The organism is Micromonospora sp. CNZ296 (genome assembly GCF_007827635.1).
Genome location: NZ_VISW01000013.1, coordinates 57,596 through 75,418 on the forward strand (window position 1 = coordinate 57,596; position 17,823 = coordinate 75,418).

Here is a 17,823-nt window from a genome sequence, read left to right on the forward strand (position 1 = left end):
TCCTGGGGGCGATCGACGAGCTGTGAGAGGACGCGCGGGTGGAAGAGGTCAACCAGGCGGCGGTGACCTGGCGCAAGAGCACCCGCAGCAACGGCTCTGGAAACTGCGTCGAAGTCGCCGACGGCCTGCCCGGCGTGGTCGGGCTACGCGACAGCAAGGACCCCGCCGGTCCGGCCCTCGCCTTCGACCGGGCAGCCTGGTCGACCTTCATCGCGAGCGTCAAACAGCGGTCCTTCCGCCGCTGACGCCCTGAGGGCTCTGCCCTGGTGCCCTGTGAGATGCCACCCGGCCCTGGTGTGCGGGTGGGTCCGCCGGGTATGACGGGAACATGAGGGCGAGTTTCCGTCTGGGCCGGATCGCGGGCGTACCGGTCGGCGTCAACTGGAGTGTCCTGGTCATCTTCGTGCTGATCGCGTGGGCGCTGTCGGCGAGCCTGTTCCCATCCTCGTACCCCGGTCACTCCCCCGTCGCCTACTTCGCGGCCGGTCTGGCCGCCGCCGTGGTCTTCTTCCTCGGCCTGCTCGCCCACGAGGTGGCGCACGCCGTGGTCGCCAAGCGCAACGGCATCGAGGTCGAGGGCATCACGCTGTGGCTGTTCGGCGGCGTCGCCGAGCTGAAGGGCGAGGCGAAGGACCCGGGCGCCGAGCTGCGGATCGCCGGGGTCGGGCCGCTGGTCAGCCTGATCATCGGCGTGTTCTTCGCGGCGATCGCGGTAGCGGTCGCCGCCGCGGGCGGGCACGGGCTGCTGCTCGGCGCGCTGGCCTGGCTGGCGGGCATCAACGTGCTGCTGGCGATCTTCAACGTGCTGCCGGCCGCCCCGCTGGACGGCGGGCGGCTGCTGCGCGCGGCGGTCTGGAAGTTCACCGGCGACCGGACCAAGGCGTCCGTGGTGGCGGCCCGCGCGGGCTGGGTGCTCGGCGTCGTGCTGATCGGGCTCGGGCTGTGGCGGTTCTTCACCGGCGCCGGGTTCGGCGGGCTGTGGCTGGCGCTGATCGGCTGGTTCCTGCTCGGCGCCGCCGGCCAGGAGGAACGCGCCGCACGGATGGGCGACGCGCTGCGCGGCATCCGGGTGGGCGACGTGATGACGCCGCAGCCGCAGACCGCGTCCGGCGACCTCACAGTGGCCGACTTCGTCGACCACTACCTCTTCGCGTACCGGCACTCCGCGCTCCCACTGACCGTCGACGGCAGGCCGGTCGGCCTGGTCACGCTCGATCGGGTACGCAGCATCCCGGCGGACCGCCGCGCGTCGACCACCCTGGCCGAGGTGTCCTGCCGGACTGACGAACTCGTGCTCGCCCGCCCGGAGGAGCAGCTCACCGACCTGCTGCCCCGGCTCAACGAGTGCACCGACGGCCGGGCGCTCGTGGTGGTCGGCGACCAGCTGGTCGGCATCGTCTCGCCCAGCGACATCAGCCGGGCGGTGCAGCGTGGCAGCCTGCGCCAGCAGGTGCCGGCCGGGCGCTGACCCGCATGAGTGACCGCACCGAGCGAAGCGAGGGCCGGGAGCGCATGCCCAGTCGGCGCCGTCAGTCCCGGGGGAAGTAGCGGTCCATCTCGGCGGTGCGGAACTTCCCCTTCGGGTCGAACTCGCGCAGCAGCGCGGCGAAGTCGGCGTGCCGGGGGTACGCGGCGGCGGGATCGCGGTCGAACAGCTTCCCCCAGTGCGGGCGCGGCGCGAACGGGGCGAGCCGCGTCTCCACCTCGGCCAGCACCGGCGCCACCGCCACCGGGTCGCCGATCCAGGTGAAGTGCAGCGCCAGCGAGTGGCGCCGGTAGTTCGGGCTCAGCCACAGCTCGTCGGCGGCGATCGTCCGCAGCTCGCAGATCTGGAGCACGGCGGCGATCCGGTCGGCGACCGGGTCGAGCGCGGCGAGCGCCGCCGCCGCGTCGTCCCGGGCCACGTGCCACTCGGACTGCAACTCGTCGCCGCTGCTCGGGGTGAAGCCGAGCCGGAAGTGCGGCAGCCGCTCGTGCCACGGCCCCGGCTCGCCGAGCTGCGCCGTGCAGTGCTCCGGCGACATGCCGGGCACCGGGTGCCGGGGGGAGTCGGCCGCCTCCGTGTCCAGCCAGTCGGCGGGCGGCGGCGCCTGGTCGGCGTACTGCTTCACCCACACCTGGTCGAAACGCTCCGAACGCCACGAGGTGAAGACGCTGACGCTGTACTCGGCGTCGAGCGCCTCGTCCAGCGCCGCGCGGGGCAGGCCGAGCCGGACGTATTGCCGGATCTCGTACGTGGGCACCACGTCGAGCGTGAGCCGGGTGACCACGCCCAGCGCGCCCAGGTTGACCACCAGCCCGGCGAACCGCGGGTCGGCCCGGTCGACGGTGATCAGGTCGCCGTCGGCGGTGACCAGTTCCAGCGCGGCGACGGCGGCGGCGAGGTTGCGGTTCCGCACGCCGGAGCCGTGGGTGGCGGTGGCGACCGAGCCGGCCACCGAGATGTGCGGCAGCGAGGCGAGGTTCGCCAGCGCGTACCCCTGAGCCTGCAGCGCGGTGGCCAGGTCGCCGTAGCGGACGCCGGCCGCGACGGTGACGGCGCCGCGGTCCGGGTCGAGCGCGACGGCGGGCGGCAGGCCGTCCAGCGCGATCTGGGTACCAGTGGTGTCGCCGAGCCGGTTGAACGAGTGGCCGGTGCCGACGGCCCGGACCAGGTCGGCCTCCGCGACCAGCCGGCGCAGGTCGTCGGTCGAGGTCGGCCGCGATCGGGTACGCGCCGACCAGCTGACGTTTCCGGCCCAGTTGGTGTCCGTCATGCGCTGCATCATGCGCCATCATGCGCCCGCAGGGTTGCCCCGGCCACTCGGCGGGAATCCTGGCGGGATGAGCAGCTACCGCGACCCGAGCCTCCGCGGCGACGTGTACCCGTCGGAGGAGGAGATCGACCCGACCGGCGTGGACCCCGACGCCGCGGAGATGCCGCCTGCCGCCGTGGGGATGCCGCCTGCCGCGGCCGGGGCGGGGCCCGTGGGGACCGCGCCGGTGCCGGGGCCCACGCCCGAGCCCGAGCCGGACCCGGTGCCCCATCCGGGGCCGCCGCCGCGCCAGGTGTCGGGCCGGTCGATCGTGACCCGGCACCTGGACGGTTCCGTCGAGGTGGTGACCGACCTCGACGGCGACGGCGTGGCCGACGTGGTGCAGGTCGACCTGGACGGCGACGGTGTGCCCGACGTGACGTACCTGGACAGCGACCGCGACGGCCGCCTCGACACCGTCCGCCGCGCAACCCCACGCTGACGCGCCCGGCGCTCACGCGACTCGGCGACGATCTTGGAGTTCTGGCGCCCACACCGTTGATCATGCAGTTGCTGCCCCGACAAGAGCCGTAAATCCGGCACTGAAAGGGCCGCAACCGCAAGATCGCGGGGTTGCGGCGGTGGTGCGGGAGTGCCTCCCGTAACGCGAGATAGTCGTTTCGCAAGGTGGGACCGATGGAGATCTTGGTAAGAAAGGGCCCCTATGGGGGCCGTTTGGTACCAAGATCTCGACGGGATCCGGGAGGCGCGACGGGCGGCGGGCAGGGGCCGGGTCAGATCTTGGGCATCACCTCGGCAGCTACCAGCTCCAGGTGGTCCAGGTCGCTCACGTCGAGCACCTGGAGGTAGGCGCGCGAGCTGCCCGCCTCGGCATACCGGCCGAGCGTCTCGACCACCTCGGCGGGCGTGCCGGCGGCGCCGTTGGCGCGCAGTTCGTCGGGGTCACGGCCGATCGCCTCGGCGCGGCGCTTCACCTCGGCCTCGTTGCGGCCGCAGCAGAGCACGAGCGCGTTGGACCAGGTCATCGTGGACGGGTCGCGGTCGATCCGGGCGCACGCGTCGCGTACCCGCCCGAACTGCGCGACGGTGTCCTCGACCGAGGCGAACGGCAGGTTGAACTCGTCGGCGTACCGGGCGGCCAGGCGGGGTGTGCGCTTCGGGCCCATGCCGCCGAGCAGGATCGGCGGGCGGGGGCGCTGCACCGGCTTGGGCAGCGCGGGCGAGTCGCTGACCGGGTAGTACGTGCCGGGGAAGTCGAACGTGGAGCCCGCCGGGGTGGACCAGAGCCCGGTGATGACGGCGAGTTGTTCCTCCAGCCGGTCGAACCGCTCCCCCAGCGACGGGAACGGGATGCCGTACGCGGAGTGCTCCTCGGCGTACCAGCCGGTGCCGATGCCCAGCTCGACCCGGCCGCCGCTCATCTGGTCGACCTGCGCCACGGTGATCGCCAGCGGGCCCGGCAGCCGGAACGTGGCGGCTGTCATGAGCGTGCCGAGCCGGATCCGGGTGGTGTCGCGGGCCAGCCCGGCGAGCGTGGTCCACGCGTCGGTCGGGCCGGGGTCGCCGCTCACCGAGCCCATCTTCAGGTAGTGGTCGGAGCGGAAGAACGCGGCGAAGCCGGTCTCCTCCGCGCGGCGGGCCACAGCGAGGAGCTGGTCGTATGTGGCCCCCTGCTGGGGCTCGGTGAAGATCCGCAGTTCCATCCCCCGAGCATATGGAGCCGGCCGGGCCGGGGCAGCGCGACCTGTCATTCCTTGCCAGGCATATAACTGATGAGGCATATTGCAGGGGTGACCGTCGACGCCTTCACAGTGCTGGCCGAGCCGTCCCGGCGCCGCATCCTCGACCGGCTGCGCCGGGCGGAGAGCAGTGTCGGCGAGCTGGTGGACGCGCTGGGCATGAGCCAGCCGGCGGTCTCCAAGCACCTGCGGGTGCTCCGCGACGCCGGCCTGGTCACCTGCCGTACTGCCGCGCAGCGGCGGATCTATCGGATCGACACCACGCCGCTACGGGTAGTGGACGACTGGCTCGGGCCGTACCGGTCGATGTGGACCGCACACCTCGACGCCCTGGAACGCCATCTCGACAGTCAGGAGTGACCGATGGACCGCGACACGTTCCGTCCCGGCCCGCCCGCCCGGGTGCATCTGGAACCCGCGAACGACAGGTGGGACCTGGTCTTCGTCCGCGCCCTGCGGCACCCGCCGGAGACGGTGTGGGCCGCGCTCACCGACCCGGATCGGCTCGCCGAGTGGGCGCCGTTCCTGGCCGACCGCGACCTGGGCCGTACCGGTGACGCCGTGCTCAGCACCGTCGACGGCGACCAGACCCACCCGGCGGCGGCCCGGGTGCTGCGCGCCGACCGGCCGCACCTGCTGGAGTACACCTGGGGCGACGACCTGCTCCGCTGGGAGCTGACCGCGACCGCCGACGGCACCACGCTCACGCTGCGGCACCGGGTCGGCGGTCCGGACCTCGCCCCGATGACGGCCGCCGGCTGGCACCTCTGCCTCGACGTCGCCGCGCACCTGCTCGACGGCGACCCGGTCGGCCCGATCCGGGGCGCGGAGGCGAAGGACTTCGGCTGGGCGGAACTGCGCGACGCGTACGCCGAACGTCTGGACCGCGACTGACGACGCCCGTCACGCGGTCCGGCGGCGCAGCCACCCGGCGGCGCCGCCGACCAGCGTCGTCCCGATGGTCGTGCCGATGGCCACCAGCGCCGCCCCGACCGCCCACAGGCCGGTGTCGTCGGTCGAGGCGGCGTGCACCGCCCACGGGACGGTGAACGCCACTGTCATCACCGTTGCCACCAGCCAGATGTTCAGCCACCAGCCGCCTACCGCGGCCAGCGCGCCCAGGGTCAGCACCGCGGCGGCGACCTGCCAGACCGCGTACGGCCCGCTCATGTCGCCGGTCTGCGGGTCCACGGTCCAGCCGGACTCCCAGCTCAGCCACGCCACCCAGGCACCGGCCGTGGCCAGCGCCAGGAGCAGACCGCCGAGCAGCGTACGTCTCGTTGTCACGCATTCGATCCTGCCCGGCCGACGGGCCGGGCGAATGAGCACGCGTACTCGGTTCGCCACCTCGGGACGCATCGAGCGGGCTACGCGTCGGGGATGCGGACCGTGAGCACCCGGGTGAGGACGCGGAAGCCGACGGCGTCGTACATGCGGCGGGCCGGGTTGCCGTCGACCACCGACAGGCCGACTGACGGCAGCCCGACCTCCCGCGCGCCGCGCAACGCGTGCACGAGCAGCGCCCGGCCGAACCCGCGCCGCTGTGCGCGGGGCGCCACGCCCAGGTTGAGGATCCAGACGCAGTCGTCGTCGGTCCACGGCACCGGCCCGGCGCACAGCACGTGCCCGGCGCTGCGGCCGTCCGGGTCGATCAGCCGGGCCGAGGCGGGCACCAGGGGTGGCACCGGCTCGCCGGTGTCGAACATCGCCCGTACCTCGTCGGTGTCGCTCGGCTGCCAGCGGCCGTCCGGGTGGTCCGGGCCGTACGCCGCGTCCAGCCCTTCGGCGAGGTCGTCGTCCCAGCCGGGGGCGCCGAGCGACCAGCCGTCCGGCAGTGCCACCGGTTCGGGTACGCCGGTCAGGTCGTGTCGCATGTCGGTGGCGGCCCGGTCCAGCTTGAGCCCGTCGGCCACCAGTGCCGCCGCCAGCGCCTCGTCCGGCGTCTCCAGCCGGTGCCCGGCGAGGTCGCGCCGCACCTGCGCGACGAGCCGGGTGAGCGGCGCCTCGGGCAGCGGCCGGACGTCGGCCGCGACCGCGGTGCCGTCGTCGTCCCGCAGCCGCATTCGGGCCAGCGGCGTGTCGTCGTCACCCAGCAGCAGCGAGTCGTGGAGGTGTTGTCGTACCGGCATTCGCGGCAGCGTACCGGGCGCGCCCCGCTCCCGCTCCCCGCCGATCTTGGACTTGTGGCGCCTGAATCGCCCTTCTCAGCCGCATTCGTTCACGACCACAACTCCAAGATCGACGAGGAGCACCCGCGGGCGGGAGGGCGCGGGCCTAGGGTTGGGGGGTGAGCAGGATCGACCGGGGCAGCAGGACGATCGCCGCACCACCGGCGGCGGTGTACGACGCGCTCGTCGACCGGGCCGCCCTGGAGGCATGGTTGCCGCCGGACGGGATGCGCGGGCGGATCGAGCGCTGGGATCCACGGCCGGGCGGCGGGTTCCGGATGGTGCTCACCTACCTCGACCCGGCCGGCAGCCCTGGCAAGACGTCGGACGCGACGGACGTGGTCGACGTCGGGTTCGCCGAACTCGTACCGGCGCACCGGGTGGTGCAGACGGCCGTGTTCCAGGCCGACGACCCGGCGTACGCGGGCACCATGACCATGACCTGGCACCTCACGGCGGCCGGCGACGGCACCGCTGTGACGGTCACCGCCACCGGTGTGCCGCCGGGCATCGACCAGAGGGTGCACGAGGAGGGCATCGCGTCCTCGCTGGCGCACCTGGCCGCGTACCTCGAACCGGGCGGCTGACCACGACGGAGGCCGGGAATGGCGGCGGCTTTTGCGGGTAGCCGCCGGCGGTGACCGGGCAGCGTGCGGGGCGCGGCGGCCGGCGGGGGTCGTCGCGGCGCGCCGGCCTGGACGCGGAACGGTTCGACGAGGCGTGGGAACGCGTGAACGAGCGCGGCCGCGCGGCCGGGCGGGACCGGATGCAACAGCTGCGGATCAAGTCCGTACTCGCCGTGCAGGCCGGACTTGCGGCGGCGCTGGCCTGGGCCGCCGCGCGCTGGCTCACCGGCATGCCGAGCCCGATCTTCGCCCGCGGACGCGGGCGTGCAGGTGCATGTCGTGCCGTCCGTCGTCGTGCACGGCAGCGCTGCGCTCGGCTAGGGTGCGCCTGTGGCAGTGACGGCAGCGGGCGTCTTCCGGCGTACGCCGCAGGAGCGGGCCGACCAGCGACTCGCCTGGGATCGCGCCGACCAGCCGTTCTTCGCCGCCGGGGCCTGCCACATCCTGGCCTGGGTGTGCCGGGACACCTACCCGGATCGGCCGATCGGTCTCGCGGGGTTGCGGTTCGCGGGTCAGAGCCAGGTCTTCCACGTGTACGCGACCTGGGCGGACCGGGCGTTCGACCACGCCGGCTGGAACCCGGAGGCGGATCTGCTCGCGGCCAACCGGGAGTTCGAACGGCGCCCCCTGGAGCGGATCGCGATCGTCGACGATCTCGCCACCTTCTGCCGGGAGCACTTCTCCCGCATGCCACACCAGTACTGGGGTGATCCGCTCCCCCGCGCCCGCGACTACGTGAACCGGCACGCCCCGCCGTGGGAGTGACGCCGAACGTCGGTAGGGCCGTCTCCACCCGGCTCGGATCGGTCGGGCGTACCCGCATGGACTGACCGCGCCGAGGGCCGGGCCCGCCACGGTCGGGGCGGGCCCGGCCCTCGCACCGGCCCGGAGGGTGCCGGCGTACGACGGTCAGCGCCTGATGGGGCTGGGCGACGGAGCCGCACCGCCCGGCGGGCTCGTGCCCTCCGGACCCAGCGGGACGGGCGACGGCATCGCACCGCCCGACGGGCTCGTGCCCTCCGGGCCTACCGGGACGGGCGACGGTGCGCCCGGGCGAGTCGGGTCCGCGCCGTCCGGCATCCGCCGGCCGTCCGGGCCGACCGGGACGGGCGACGCCAGGCCCGGCGGGGCCGGAACGGGCTCGGTCCGGTCCGGCTGCGGGGCGCTCGTGCCCGGCTGCGGCGAGATCACCGGGTCGTCGCCGCGGCCGGCGTAGGCGAACGGCGCCCCGATCACCAGCACCGCCAGGATGCCCGCCGCACCTGCCGCCACCGTGTTGCGTCGACGGTTACGCACGCGCCGTTCCGCCCTGGTCAATGAGTCCTGCACAGTCGGTGCCTCCTCGGCGATGTCGGTGAGGGTGGAGCGGAGCAGACCTTCGAACGGATCACTCATCGCCGCATCTCCAGAAGCTCGCTGTCCGGCAGGATCTGACGCAGTCGGGTGACCGCCCGGTGGGTCCGGCTGCGCACCGTCCCGACCGAGCAGCCCAGCAGTTCGGCGACCTGGGCCTCCGGCAGGTCCTCGTAGTAGCGCAGGACCACGACGGTGCGCTGCGCGGGCGGCAACTCCCACAGCGCCGCCCGCAACGCCAGCCGGAGATCCGTACCGCCGGCCGGGTCGGCCACCACCGGCTCCCGCACACCGGCCGGGGACTCCCGACGACGGCGCAACCGCCGCCACCAGCTCACCTGCTCCCGGTACATGACGGCACGGAGGTAGCCCTCCGGGTCGGCGTGCCGGATGCTCCGCCACTTCGGAATGATCTTCGACAGCGCCGACTGGAACAGATCCTCGGCACTGCTGCGGTCACCGGTGAGCAGGTAGGCGACCCGTATCAGCGCCGGGGCACGGCTCGCCACGAACTCGGCCAGCACCGCCCGCTCGTCCTCGTCCACCGCACCACCCTCGTCTCCTCGTTCACCAGTGACAGACGCCGGACGGCACCGCCGCTATCCCGGGATCGGCGAAACGGTTTCCGCGGGCGTCGGCACCGTCCCCGGTCCAGGCTCGGCCCCGCCTACACTGCGGCGGGTGGACCAGGCCGCACCGCACACCGTCAGCTCGATCGCGTACGACCTGCGCGTGCTCGGCATCGCCCCGGGTGACGTTCTGCTGCTGCACTCGTCGTACCGGAGTCTCGGGTTCGTCGCCGGTCGCACCGAGGCGGTGGTGCGGGCGCTGCTGGCGGCGCTCGGGCCGGAGGGCACCCTCGTCGTGCCGACGCACACCCCGGAGAACACCGACCCGGCCGAGTGGCGGCATCCGCCCGTACCCGAGGCGTGGTGGCCGGTCATCCGCGAGCAGACGCCCGGCTTCGACCCGGCGTGCACGCCGAGCCGGTGGATGGGCGCCGTCGCCGAGACGGTACGCACCTGGCCGGGCGCCCGCCGCAGCGACCACCCGCAGGTGTCCTTCGCCGCGCTCGGCGCGCACGCCGCCGACGTCGTGGAGGGACACCGCCTCGACGACGCGCTGGGCGAGCACTCACCGCTCGGCGCGGTGTACCGGCTCGACGGCAAGGTGCTGCTGCTCGGCTGCGACCACAGCTCCAACACCTCGCTGCACCTGGCGGAGTGGCGGCAGGCGTCGCCGCCGCGGGCGGTGACGGGCTCGGCGGTACGGCTGCCGGACGGCACGAGCCGGTGGACCACGTGGACAGACGTCGTCACCGACGAGGACGACTTCGACCGGCTGGGCGCCGACTTCGAGGCGACAGGCGGCGCGACGACCGGCCAGGTCGCCGGCGCGACGGCACGGCTGATGCGCCAGCGCACCCTGGTCGACTTCGCAACCGCCTGGATGGCCACGAACCGCGCGCACTGACCGCGCCTGCGGCGCGCCGCGCGCTCAGTCCGGCGGCTTGGGGGCGAAGGGGTTACGGCGGGGCTGGCGTAGTTCCCACTCCGCCGGGCAGAGGTGGGTCCACGCGGCTCCCGTCACCGATCGCCGGTCGGGCAGCTCGTCGCCCCAGGCCGGCAGGCGGTTCTCGACCTGCCGGACATAGCGCTCGTAGACGACAAGCTCGCGGTACTCCGGATCGTGCCGCCAGAGCGCGTACGGCTGCTCGCGCAACCAGTCGCATGCCGCGTCGCCCTCGGCGACCAGATCCGCGGTCGGCGGCAACACCGCCAGCGGCCGATCGTTCCGCCGGTCGCCGTACTGCTTCAGGTACGCCAGGTATCCGCTCTCGTCCCGCGGGTGGGTCGCGTGGACGCCGACGACGGTCACCGGCAAGGCGAGCAGCGCGGTCACGGCCAGTGCCGACACCACCCACAGGCGTCTGTTCACGCGGCAACCATAGACTGCGGTGCATCTGTCCGCCGCCCCCTGGCAGCGGCGCGCCACGCCTACGATCTCGCGCATGAAATCGCCGCGCCTGCGCCTTCTCAGCTGCCTCGCCGTGCCGTTGCTGGCAGCCTGCGGCGCCGAACCGTCCGAGATGGTGGCGGAGGTGCCGCCGACGTACACCTGCTGCGAGGACCTGGACGTCGACAAGCCGTATCAGCCTGGCCAGACCGTGACCGTCCACTGGACCGTCGAGTCCCCGGACGAGCCGGGCTCCGCCTCGCCGCAGGTCGAGCTGGCCGCACGGCTGACGGGTCCGTTCGGCACTGTGGACGACCTCAAGGCCGCTTCGGCGGTCCCGGGGCTGGTCACCTTCACGGCGACACCGGTCCGGCCGACCGGCACTCCGGGCGAGCGTCCCGCCAGCACGATCGTGATCGGCCCCGATGCCAAGCCGGGCTTCTACGACCTGGTCACCTCAGTGATCGACGGAGGCAACGCCACGTCCAGTGGCAGCAGCATCGTCCGGGTCGTGCCCGAGCAATGAGCGCCGGCTTCCAGGAGCAGGCATCTCCCGAGGCGGCCCCGGCTCGGCGCGGCACCAACCGCCTCGGAACTCCACTCCGGGGATTCCCTCGATCAGGCGGCTGATGTCGACCACCGCCCCGAGAGAGTCGGCGACGCTGCCGCGCAGTTCTCCGACCGCCGATTCGAGATCGTCGTCTTCCGTGCGCCACTCGACATCCGCATCTCGCAGCTCGGCCACTGCGCGATCGGTGAGAGCCTCCGCGTCAGTGACCAGGACGTCGACTCTGCAGTACAGGTGCAGAGCGAACGGCGTCGAGGCGTGCGGGTTCTCCATCCGGTCAGCATGCCGAAGCAGGCGTGAGTTGGGTAGAGCGCTCCCGACGGGCCCGGCCCTCGCCGTGGTAGAGGTCCGCCCGGTCCTGGAAGCTTATGACCCGGGCGAGTTCATCAGTGGGATGCGCGGGGCCACCCACTCGGCCAACCCGCGCCGTAGCAGGAACCGCTGATCCGAAGTGAGATCAACCGTTACGACGTCAGCAGCGCTCATGCGCGCGATTGTCACCCGGGCGGTCCATCTGGTTGATGGCCGCCACTGCGTCCGACATGTATCGTCACGCTCCCGCAAGATCGCGAGATGGGATACGACGTGACGGTACGACGGTTCGGGCTCTACGTGGCGGTCGCTGCGATGCTGCTCACCGCCTCGGCGTGTGGCCGCGCCGACGAGACGCCGGGCACGCCCACCGCCGTGGCGGCGAGCACCGCTACGGAGTCACCCACTCCCATGCCCTCGGCGCCGACGGCCACACCGAGCCTCGCGCCCGAGCCCTCGCAGACCTCACGGTCCTCGGGGACTCCCCGGTCCTCGACGGCCCCCGCGGCCGCGCCCACGACCAGGAAGGCCACGCAAGTGGCCACCGCCAGCAGCAAGGCGGCCTGCACCACCGTCAGAGGTCCCTTGGAGAAGGCCATCGCCGGGCTGATCACCCTGGTCGGGGTCGCCTCCAGTTCGACAGTGGAGGCCGAGCTCGTCAACGCCCGGGCGGAGGCGTCCACCCGATTGGTCAACCTCGAGGCGGTGGCGAACAGGGTGGCCGGCGAGCAGACCGACCGCACGCTGCGGAAGAAGTTCCAGGTGCTCACCATGGCCGCAGGCCGGAAGGACGTCGAGGTCCGCTCGATCAAGCCCAAGCTCGAATATGCGGAAGCGATCGTGAAGGTGGCGAGCGACACGGGCGACCTGGAGAGCGCGGTCGACAAGCTCGAGCCGACCTGCGGCAGGTACTGGTAGCTCGGCTGAGCAGGGCGTCTCGCGTGGCAGGGCGGGCGGCATCGAACGCATCCCGCCTTTCGGTACGGTGACGCTTCACGGGTCGCGCCCCAACCGTCGAAGGCCTCGCCGTTCAGGAGGTGACGCGCGTGCGATGGACCAGCCGCATGTTGTGGTGGCCGATCAGCGTCTGCCTGATGGTGACGCCAGCAGCCTGTACGTCCTCAAGCGGTTCCGGCCAGGGTGAGGCCCGACCACCCGCACCAACTGCATCTCTGGGTACTGACCCGAGCGCGTCCCCGTCAACTGACGGGAGCGCCAGGCAGGAGTCATGCACTGTATCGGTGGATGCGATGCAGGAACCGCCGGCGGGTTATCGGCTCGTGGGAGAGGACGTCGCGGTACCTGACCGGCCTGTGCTTCAAGCAGAGGAATCGGGGCAACCGGACCCGGCAGCCCGGCTGTTCGCCAAATGGGGATTGGTCGTACGCGGCGGCGCAGTGATCGATCTTCGGGTGGCATCCGGCTGGGAGGACAGGGCGCGTCTCGGATGGGGCTCGTCAGTGGTGCCGGCCGTGCGCGCCCGTGTGCGCGCCTGCGCACCTGTCGACGACCAATCTCAGTGGCTGGCCTTCGTCGGCGGCACGTGGGTTGCGCGGGCGACCTGCCTACCGCTCACAATTCGGTCGCGGGGGCAGACGGCGCAAGTACAGCTAGGTATCGGTGTCCCGTGCGACGGAACCGACCCGCCAAGTTCCTAGGAAGGCTTGCCAGGAACTTCGCTGTAAGGCGGATCTCCTCGTCGCAGTCGTAGACCGGCCTCAGTGCGGACCGAGAGCGTCGGACCGGACCTCGACGCGGTGCGTGCGGGTCGCCACCAGCATGGCCGACCAGGGAAAACGGGTGGTGGGGCGGGCGGGGTTCGAACCCGCGACCGAGGGATTATGAGTTAGATTTCCCGCGTGATCGCTAGTCCGAAGACGTGTTGAGGGGTGCCTATCCGTCCTGGTGGGCACCCTTCACCGTGGTTCCCCATCTAGCCCCGTGACGATCAATCCGGAGGCGTCCGGGCTCACACCGGGCTCACACCGGGCTCACGTTAGGCCCCCACGCCGGTCGGCTGAGTGCTCTCAGCCGCAGTGAGCTCCGCCTCGCTGTCAGGCTCGCTCGACCTCGCGCAGCATCAACGCGAGGCTCTGTGACCGCCGCTCGGCCGGGAGCGCGTCCCAAGCCCGCCGGGCGTACATGACGCCGCCAGCCTTGTCGCCGGCCTTTGCCATCGTCAGCCCCCGATGTAGCTCGATGTGCGTCGCGAAGCGCGGGAGCCCTGCCGGCCGTGTCCGGTCGGCCTCCTCTTGAGCCTCGCTTCCAGGTTCCGGCATCCCCAAGCGGGCGTACAGCATGCTACGGAAGGTCGCCATACGCCATGGCGGAACGGCGGTGTCGGAGATTTCCCCGTCCGGTGACGCGACGTGATCGAAGACGCGGCGCGCTTCGGTGTCAAGCGCAATCGCGCCGGCCTGGTTGCCGCGCCCCGCCGCGACGTGCGCGCCGGCCATGAGGGCTTGGACGCGGCCGAGCGAGGGCCGGTCGGACAGGGCTAGGGCCTGGTCGGCGTACCGCCGGGCCGTTGGAAGCGCCGCGCCTTCGTAGGCGAGTGCGATAGCTGCCCTGCCTCGAACCCATACGCGGACTCCAAGGTCGTCGGACCGGTCCGCCGCCGTTGCCGCTAGGTCGTACCAACGGATCGCTTCAGCCGGGTTGGGTGTGGTTTTCCCATAGGTGACCAGGGCTCGCGCGGCGTGCGACCACATGTGCGGCGTGTCGAGGTGCTGTTGAAGGATCACGAGGTCATTCGCAAGTCTGACCTGGAGAACGGCCGCTCCTACAGCCATGTAGTCCCGGCCGTACTGGTCAACCCGCTCGCGCCAGTCCTCCTCGGCCCCTCGGCCATCAAGTGCGGCGGTGAAGCCAGCTCGGATGAGTTCTCCAGCCACGACCGGACCCACGACGCCGGCTGCGAGTCCGAGTACTTGTCGGCGGTTCACGTCACCCTCCCCGAGCGCCCGCGCATAGGCGAGCACGATGTCAGGGGTCGCGGCCCTCCGTCCTGCCTCCACGTTGCTCAGGTGCGAAGCCGAGTAGCACGAGCGGGCCGCCACCGAGGCCAGCGTCGCGCCGGCCTCGGTACGAGCCTGCCGCAACTGCGCGCCAAGGTCGTCCACGGGGTCCCCCTGTTGAAAGCCTCTGAAAGCATCGACCTCCTTCCGAGCGTAGTCCGCTGATTGCAGGCTGAGACCAGACGGCCGACGCGACGGGAGGTAGAGCAACGTGCCTCGATGGAAGTGGTTTCGGCGCAAGCAGAACCCCGGAGATGCCTCAGAGCGCTCGGCGCGTGCGCAATGTAGCGGTCTACATGTCGGCCGCGTCCGTTCAGCGCCCGGCTGGAACGGTCCCACAATGCTGCTGGATGATCGGCCCTTGCTGACGCGGGGTGGCATGTGGCGGGCTGATCAGGCGGGCCGCCGGTCACGTGGAGATCGGCGGTGAACGTGGGAACGCCGCTGCCTGAACCCCCTTTCGCCGTGATGATGGCGGGTTTCGTCGTTGACTTCCATCACCGAGATGCGTGCTCTCGGTGCCAGCCGGACGGCAGTTGTGCTCGGCTCAGTCGCGCGGGCGAAACGCTGCTGGCGTGGAGAGCCAGGAACGGGCAGACGGCCGGCTTACTGCCGGCGCGTAGCGCTGCGGAGTACGCGCCGGCTCGGCCGCCGGGTCGTCTGTCGCATGAGGGTGGTGGGCGGCGGTGACCCTTTCTGTGGTGGCCGCGCTCGCCGCTCCTCAGCGCCTGGAGGCGGTCCCGTTGGAGGTGGTGGCGGACTCACGCCGGGTGTCGGGGCGTGCTCTGGCAGAGTCGCGGCGGTCGGCGGGGGTGACACAGGAGCGGTTGGCGCTCTTGGTGCGGCGGTCGCGCAGCAGCATCGCCAACATCGAGGTAGGGCGCCAGGTCGCGCCACGCGAGTTCTGGATGGCCTGTGACGTGGCGTTGGGATGCGAGAGTGCGTTGGCCGCGTGGGGCCGCACGGACGCCCTGCTGCGTCGGCTGAGGGAGCAGAAGAAGGAAGCGCAGATTCGGCAGCTCCTCGCCCAGCCGCCTCCTGGATGTGTCTGTCGGGAACTGCATCGGCTGTTGGCGGAGTCGGGGTGGTCGTCGTGACGCGCCGGCCGCATTCGCCGCTTCGGCCGATCCGGCTGTGTCGTGCCTGCGGCCATCCATGGCCGCGTGGGGACGCGAAGCTTGCGCTCTTGAGTGAGTACGAACGGAACAGGGTGAGCCTGTTCGTGTACCTGGCCGGGACGCTGGGTGATGCGGCGGACGACCTCGCCAAGCTGCGCGCCGAGGTGCCGAGTGCGAACGAGCTGTTCGATCGCTTTTTGGGGTGGCCGAAGTTACAAAAGAGGGAGCGAAGCTAGGCCGACCGAACAGGCCGAACGCGATTTCACCGCCGGGTCCGATCTCGCCCGTGCGGCAATTCCGCTTATGTATATTGATTGATGTTGGTGAATGTCAGTAAAGCGACGAAGCATTGATTGACCGTTCTAGATGTCGCAAGAATTCTCACGACCGCATTAACCGGCAGTTTGCGTGAGAGGAGAAAGCGTGAACATCCGTAGCCTCAGAAGGGGCGGCGCAATCGTCGCCGGCCTTCTCGCTGTCGTGCTCGGCGTCACGGCGGTGGAAGCTCCGGCGGTGGCCGGCGCGAGCGGGAAGAACACCTACGACGGCGCTCAGAAGGTGCTCGCGCCGTGCATCGCGCTGGCCATGCAGCAGAAGTCGCCGGATTGGGTCTGCACGAGCGCCGGTCTGGCCAGCACCCGCCGTGACCCCAACGGCACCCCCGTCACCACCTACACGCCCGTCGCCGCGACGATCGCCCCGGCCCCCGATCCCGTGTCGGTCCTCGCGGACGACTACGACACCTGGTGCGAGAGCAGCGGCACCTGTCACCGGATCATCGACGCCTCGCGCTACATCGGCGAGACGAAGGGCAACGCCACCTACGGCGACAGCAACGGGGTTATCGGCAGTTTCGACGTGATCATCCGCAACAGCCTCCAGGGTCGGCGCGGCCGGTGGACCGTCTCCCTGATCTGGGACTACGGCCCGTCGCTGACCTTCAGCGACTCCTGGATCAACTGCTACGAGGTCATCGACAACTGGCCGGACGCCGACTGCGGCGACCACGCTCTCTACCCGGGCCGAATCAGTGGCACGAACTGGCGCTGGAACAGCTCGACTCTCTACGGCAACTTCCTGGTCAACCCCAAGCCGTACTACGCGGCCTTCAACACCGACTTCACCCCCGGCGGCTACTCCGTGCGCACGCTGCCCCCGCTGGAGACGGCGCGCTTCAAGTGTTACGGGTCGACCGCCGACCCCTGCAAGTTCTGATCCTGTCCGGTCCGAAGTCGTACCATCACAGGTGAATGCGGATGTGTGACCACGGTCCCGACCTCTCCCCGGGGAGGCCGGGACCGTGCCGTAGCAAGCCTCCGGAGGAGCAGCATGGGCGACACCAGCGCCGCACCGAACGCCTGGGACACGGCCGCGCCGTTCCCCGGTTCACCGCCGGACATCACCGAGCGCCGCCACGCCATCCACACTCCTGATGGCAGGTACTGGGAGCTGAGCGTTTCCGGCTGGGATGCCATGCTCGGCTACCTCGCCGACCCCTCCACCCTGGCCCGGCTCCCTGAAACCCGGCAACACCAAGTGGAGGTGAAGATCATCGACCGTGCAGGAGAGCGTACGTCCTTCGAGCCGCGCACGGCCGATGACCAAGAGATCATCGATGAGGCCGCGAACTCGTTCCTACGCGATGTGGGATTGCCGGAGCGGCCGGCTGGCTATCGCTGGTTTCAACGCCTACCCGACGACCTCACCGTCAGAGACATCGATGAAGCGATCTACGAGGCGATCAAGCACCTACCCCTCGACCACCACCCCGCCGAGGCGGTGCCGGCCATCCGTGCGGCCCTCGCAGAGCTGTACAGCGGCCGATGAGGCGGCGACGAGGCCACCGTGACCGACATGGGTGAGCCTCGAAGAGTGCAGCGCCACTGGAACCCCGAGCTGGCGGAGGCGGCACCGGAGCAGCGTATCGGCGTCCCTCGTCCGGATCGAGGAGACGAGCCCAAGAGCGATGCCGGAAACCGCATCGTCGCTCTCGACGCCGACGGCTTGAAGGTGTCGAAGCGCCACATCAAACGAGTGTAAAAGATCGCAAAACTGGCAAGAAGTAGCAGGTCAAGCGCTCTTTCTGATGGTGGGGCGGGCGGGGTTCGAACCCGCGACCGAGGGATTATGAGTCCCCTGCTCTAACCGGCTGAGCTACCGCCCCGTGACCGCGCCGGATCGTAACCCGCCGATCGTTGCGCGGACCACCA

General features: G+C 71.3%; 25 protein-coding genes and 1 tRNA gene. 15 read left to right on the top strand and 11 right to left on the bottom strand.

From position 1 onward, the window contains the following. The first annotated feature begins 38 nt into the window (after positions 1 to 38). Positions 39 to 245 carry a DUF397 domain-containing protein gene (locus tag FB455_RS21510; RefSeq protein ID WP_030271682.1) on the top strand — a complete coding sequence of 69 codons (207 nt, stop codon included), beginning with the start codon at positions 39 to 41 and terminating at the stop codon, positions 243 to 245. Positions 246 to 328: 83 nt separating this feature from the next. Then, positions 329 to 1,468: a site-2 protease family protein gene (locus tag FB455_RS21515; protein WP_145754795.1), complete on the top strand. Its 1,140-nt coding sequence runs from the start codon at positions 329 to 331 to the stop codon at positions 1,466 to 1,468. Between the two features lie 61 nt (positions 1,469 to 1,529). Here the strand turns inward: FB455_RS21515 and FB455_RS21520 are convergent, their stop codons facing one another. Beyond that, on the bottom strand, positions 1,530 to 2,756 hold the full coding sequence (locus FB455_RS21520) for an FAD-binding protein (protein WP_145754797.1): 1,227 nt from the start codon (positions 2,754 to 2,756) through the stop codon (positions 1,530 to 1,532). A gap of 67 nt (positions 2,757 to 2,823) precedes the next feature. Between FB455_RS21520 and FB455_RS21525 the strand changes: the two genes are divergently transcribed. Further along, entirely contained in the window at positions 2,824 to 3,237 is a 414-nt protein-coding gene (locus FB455_RS21525) for a hypothetical protein (protein ID WP_145754800.1), read from the top strand. Between the two features lie 292 nt (positions 3,238 to 3,529). On the opposite strand, the gene FB455_RS21530 is transcribed toward FB455_RS21525, so the two are convergent. Continuing rightward, on the bottom strand, positions 3,530 to 4,459 hold the full coding sequence (locus tag FB455_RS21530; protein ID WP_145754803.1) for an LLM class F420-dependent oxidoreductase: 930 nt from the start codon (positions 4,457 to 4,459) through the stop codon (positions 3,530 to 3,532). 87 nt (positions 4,460 to 4,546) lie between these two features. Between FB455_RS21530 and FB455_RS21535 the strand changes: the two genes are divergently transcribed. Further along, complete coding sequence (locus FB455_RS21535) at positions 4,547 to 4,855, top strand: metalloregulator ArsR/SmtB family transcription factor (RefSeq protein ID WP_186461614.1); 309 nt, start codon at positions 4,547 to 4,549, stop codon at positions 4,853 to 4,855. 3 nt (positions 4,856 to 4,858) lie between these two features. Beyond that, positions 4,859 to 5,389 carry an SRPBCC family protein gene (locus FB455_RS21540; protein WP_145754809.1) on the top strand — a complete coding sequence of 177 codons (531 nt, stop codon included), beginning with the start codon at positions 4,859 to 4,861 and terminating at the stop codon, positions 5,387 to 5,389. 9 nt (positions 5,390 to 5,398) lie between these two features. Here the strand turns inward: FB455_RS21540 and FB455_RS21545 are convergent, their stop codons facing one another. Continuing rightward, the gene (locus FB455_RS21545) at positions 5,399 to 5,782 is read right to left on the bottom strand and encodes a hypothetical protein (RefSeq protein ID WP_013287882.1); all 384 of its coding nucleotides are present in this window, start codon (positions 5,780 to 5,782) and stop codon (positions 5,399 to 5,401) included. An 80-nt stretch (positions 5,783 to 5,862) separates the two neighbouring features. After that, positions 5,863 to 6,624 (bottom strand): GNAT family N-acetyltransferase, encoded by a 762-nt coding sequence (locus FB455_RS21550; RefSeq protein ID WP_145754812.1) that lies wholly within the window; start codon positions 6,622 to 6,624, stop codon positions 5,863 to 5,865. 158 nt (positions 6,625 to 6,782) lie between these two features. Between FB455_RS21550 and FB455_RS21555 the strand changes: the two genes are divergently transcribed. Together FB455_RS21555 and FB455_RS21560 are read left to right on the top strand one after the other, a co-directional pair. After that, complete coding sequence (locus FB455_RS21555) at positions 6,783 to 7,250, top strand: SRPBCC family protein (RefSeq protein WP_145754815.1); 468 nt, start codon at positions 6,783 to 6,785, stop codon at positions 7,248 to 7,250. A 369-nt stretch (positions 7,251 to 7,619) separates the two neighbouring features. Then, positions 7,620 to 8,054: a hypothetical protein gene (locus FB455_RS21560; RefSeq protein ID WP_047892035.1), complete on the top strand. Its 435-nt coding sequence runs from the start codon at positions 7,620 to 7,622 to the stop codon at positions 8,052 to 8,054. A gap of 144 nt (positions 8,055 to 8,198) precedes the next feature. Here the strand turns inward: FB455_RS21560 and FB455_RS21565 are convergent, their stop codons facing one another. Continuing rightward, entirely contained in the window at positions 8,199 to 8,684 is a 486-nt protein-coding gene (locus FB455_RS21565; RefSeq protein WP_047892036.1) for a hypothetical protein, read from the bottom strand. After that, positions 8,681 to 9,187: a SigE family RNA polymerase sigma factor gene (locus FB455_RS21570; RefSeq protein WP_013475583.1), complete on the bottom strand. Its 507-nt coding sequence runs from the start codon at positions 9,185 to 9,187 to the stop codon at positions 8,681 to 8,683. Before FB455_RS21570 ends, FB455_RS21565 begins: the two co-directional genes overlap by 4 nt. A 136-nt stretch (positions 9,188 to 9,323) precedes the next feature. Between FB455_RS21570 and FB455_RS21575 the strand changes: the two genes are divergently transcribed. Next, the gene (locus FB455_RS21575) at positions 9,324 to 10,115 is read left to right on the top strand and encodes an AAC(3) family N-acetyltransferase (protein ID WP_145754818.1); all 792 of its coding nucleotides are present in this window, start codon (positions 9,324 to 9,326) and stop codon (positions 10,113 to 10,115) included. A gap of 24 nt (positions 10,116 to 10,139) precedes the next feature. Here FB455_RS21575 and FB455_RS21580 read toward each other — a convergent pair whose 3' ends face one another. Continuing rightward, positions 10,140 to 10,580 (bottom strand): hypothetical protein, encoded by a 441-nt coding sequence (locus tag FB455_RS21580; RefSeq protein WP_235437459.1) that lies wholly within the window; start codon positions 10,578 to 10,580, stop codon positions 10,140 to 10,142. A 19-nt stretch (positions 10,581 to 10,599) separates the two neighbouring features. Here FB455_RS21580 and FB455_RS21585 point away from each other — a divergent pair, with 19 nt between their 5' ends. Then, on the top strand, positions 10,600 to 11,124 hold the full coding sequence (locus tag FB455_RS21585; protein ID WP_235437460.1) for a hypothetical protein: 525 nt from the start codon (positions 10,600 to 10,602) through the stop codon (positions 11,122 to 11,124). On the opposite strand, the gene FB455_RS21590 is transcribed toward FB455_RS21585, so the two are convergent. Both FB455_RS21590 and FB455_RS34840 read right to left on the bottom strand, forming a co-directional pair. Next, on the bottom strand, positions 11,056 to 11,439 hold the full coding sequence (locus FB455_RS21590) for a hypothetical protein (RefSeq protein WP_186461613.1): 384 nt from the start codon (positions 11,437 to 11,439) through the stop codon (positions 11,056 to 11,058). The genes FB455_RS21585 and FB455_RS21590 overlap by 69 nt on opposite strands. A 335-nt stretch (positions 11,440 to 11,774) precedes the next feature. Next, entirely contained in the window at positions 11,775 to 12,050 is a 276-nt protein-coding gene (locus tag FB455_RS34840; RefSeq protein ID WP_278090924.1) for a hypothetical protein, read from the bottom strand. A gap of 13 nt (positions 12,051 to 12,063) precedes the next feature. On the opposite strand from FB455_RS34840, the gene FB455_RS34845 reads away from it, so the two are divergent. Continuing rightward, positions 12,064 to 12,396, top strand: coding sequence for a hypothetical protein (locus FB455_RS34845; protein ID WP_278090925.1), 333 nt, complete (start codon positions 12,064 to 12,066; stop codon positions 12,394 to 12,396). A gap of 1,136 nt (positions 12,397 to 13,532) precedes the next feature. On the opposite strand, the gene FB455_RS21600 is transcribed toward FB455_RS34845, so the two are convergent. Continuing rightward, positions 13,533 to 14,600 carry a helix-turn-helix domain-containing protein gene (locus FB455_RS21600; protein WP_047892040.1) on the bottom strand — a complete coding sequence of 356 codons (1,068 nt, stop codon included), beginning with the start codon at positions 14,598 to 14,600 and terminating at the stop codon, positions 13,533 to 13,535. 665 nt (positions 14,601 to 15,265) lie between these two features. Between FB455_RS21600 and FB455_RS21605 the strand changes: the two genes are divergently transcribed. From FB455_RS21605 to FB455_RS21625, 5 genes are all read left to right on the top strand, one after another. Continuing rightward, on the top strand, positions 15,266 to 15,592 hold the full coding sequence (locus FB455_RS21605) for a helix-turn-helix domain-containing protein (RefSeq protein WP_377624748.1): 327 nt from the start codon (positions 15,266 to 15,268) through the stop codon (positions 15,590 to 15,592). Beyond that, the gene (locus FB455_RS21610) at positions 15,538 to 15,849 is read left to right on the top strand and encodes a hypothetical protein (protein WP_486481563.1); all 312 of its coding nucleotides are present in this window, start codon (positions 15,538 to 15,540) and stop codon (positions 15,847 to 15,849) included. The genes FB455_RS21605 and FB455_RS21610 overlap by 55 nt, the downstream gene beginning before the upstream one ends. Positions 15,850 to 16,036: 187 nt before the next feature. Continuing rightward, entirely contained in the window at positions 16,037 to 16,828 is a 792-nt protein-coding gene (locus FB455_RS21615) for a hypothetical protein (protein ID WP_145754821.1), read from the top strand. Positions 16,829 to 16,942: 114 nt separating this feature from the next. Next, positions 16,943 to 17,440, top strand: coding sequence for a DUF5956 family protein (locus FB455_RS21620; protein ID WP_047892043.1), 498 nt, complete (start codon positions 16,943 to 16,945; stop codon positions 17,438 to 17,440). 18 nt (positions 17,441 to 17,458) lie between these two features. Then, complete coding sequence (locus tag FB455_RS21625; protein ID WP_145754824.1) at positions 17,459 to 17,653, top strand: hypothetical protein; 195 nt, start codon at positions 17,459 to 17,461, stop codon at positions 17,651 to 17,653. A gap of 47 nt (positions 17,654 to 17,700) precedes the next feature. On the opposite strand, the gene FB455_RS21630 is transcribed toward FB455_RS21625, so the two are convergent. After that, positions 17,701 to 17,777 (bottom strand) — tRNA-Ile (locus FB455_RS21630). Positions 17,778 to 17,823 lie beyond the last annotated feature (46 nt).